The sequence below is a fragment of the Bacillus sp. SIMBA_008 genome (assembly GCF_046535495.1).
In the GTDB taxonomy this organism is placed as follows: Bacteria; Bacillota; Bacilli; order Bacillales; family Bacillaceae; genus Bacillus; species Bacillus subtilis.
In genome coordinates, this window is record NZ_JAWRWL010000308.1 from 1 (window position 1) to 279 (window position 279).

2 protein-coding genes are annotated in these 279 nt (G+C 44.8%); both read right to left on the minus strand.

Annotation, left to right across the window (positions count from 1 at the left end):
• Nucleotides 1-81 (minus strand): hypothetical protein (locus SB658_RS23330; RefSeq protein ID WP_410602658.1); only part of this gene is annotated, 81 nt, incomplete at its 3' end.
• 18 nt (nucleotides 82-99) lie between these two features.
• A partial coding sequence (locus SB658_RS23335; RefSeq protein ID WP_410602656.1) for an alpha-isopropylmalate synthase regulatory domain-containing protein occupies nucleotides 100-279 on the minus strand: 180 nt, incomplete at its 5' end.

The window sequence follows — 279 nt, forward strand, 5'->3', positions numbered from 1 at the left end:
CTCTTTGAGGACAGCGACAGCTGATGTCACAACTTCCGGTCCGATTCCATCGCCGGGCAAAAGTGCAATTTTCTTTTTCATGAGGACCTACCTCCTTTCCTATGAGATCGCGTGATGTTTCTCAATTTCAATGAGATTTGATTTAAAGATTAAATGCCTGTTTACTGCATTGACGTAGGCTTTCGCCGATGCTTCCAGGACATCTTGCGCTACACCGCGTCCTGCTGTTTCTTTTCCTTCTATTGAAACAGTGACATATACTTCGGCTAGTGCATCTCT